The sequence below is a fragment of the Sandarakinorhabdus rubra genome (genome assembly GCF_010994245.1).
Classification (GTDB): Bacteria; Pseudomonadota; Alphaproteobacteria; order Sphingomonadales; family Sphingomonadaceae; genus Sandarakinorhabdus; species Sandarakinorhabdus rubra.
Genome location: NZ_WMHO01000476.1, coordinates 1 through 552, shown reverse-complemented (window position 1 = coordinate 552; position 552 = coordinate 1). Strand labels below are relative to the sequence as shown.

Genomic DNA, 552 nt, shown 5'->3' with positions numbered 1-552 from the left:
CCGCCAAACAGGGCCTGCGCCTTGCGGCCATCGGCGGGCAGGGCGGCAAACAGCGCCGTGCGCTGCGCCAGCGCGCGGGCCACGGCGACCGCATCGGCGTCAGCGGAAACGCCGTCGCGGGTGCCGGTGATCGCCAGCAACGGGCGGTGGACATCGGCGAAGCCGGCCGGCGAGGTGGCGCTGGGGCTCATCGCGATGAAGGCACGGAAGCGGCGGTCAACCAACGGCGGCGGCGCGCCGGCCCGATCGGGGCCGAAGCGCTGGCCAGCGATGGCCTGCACGGTCCAGGCGCCCATGCTGTGACCGGCCAGCCCCAGCCGATCGGGATTGATGCGCGACAGGTCGCAGGCGCCTTCCCGGCTGCGGCGGGCCAGTTCATCGGCCACGAAGCCGACATCGCCGGCCCGCGCCACCAATTGCGCCGGCGTGGCAGCAGCGCGCACCCGCGCCAGGCGTTCCTCCGCCGAGGTCGCCCCGGCATAGACGGCTGCATCGCTGCCCGGATGCTCGAGCTGGATGACAGCGATGCCCGCCGCCGCCCAGCCGGCGGCC

The 552-nt window shown here is 75.2% G+C and carries 1 protein-coding gene; it reads right to left on the bottom strand.

Annotated features, from left to right (window positions below):
• Positions 1-552: alpha/beta hydrolase family protein (locus GJV64_RS15380; RefSeq protein WP_408015014.1), on the bottom strand; the 552-nt coding region annotated here is incomplete at both ends.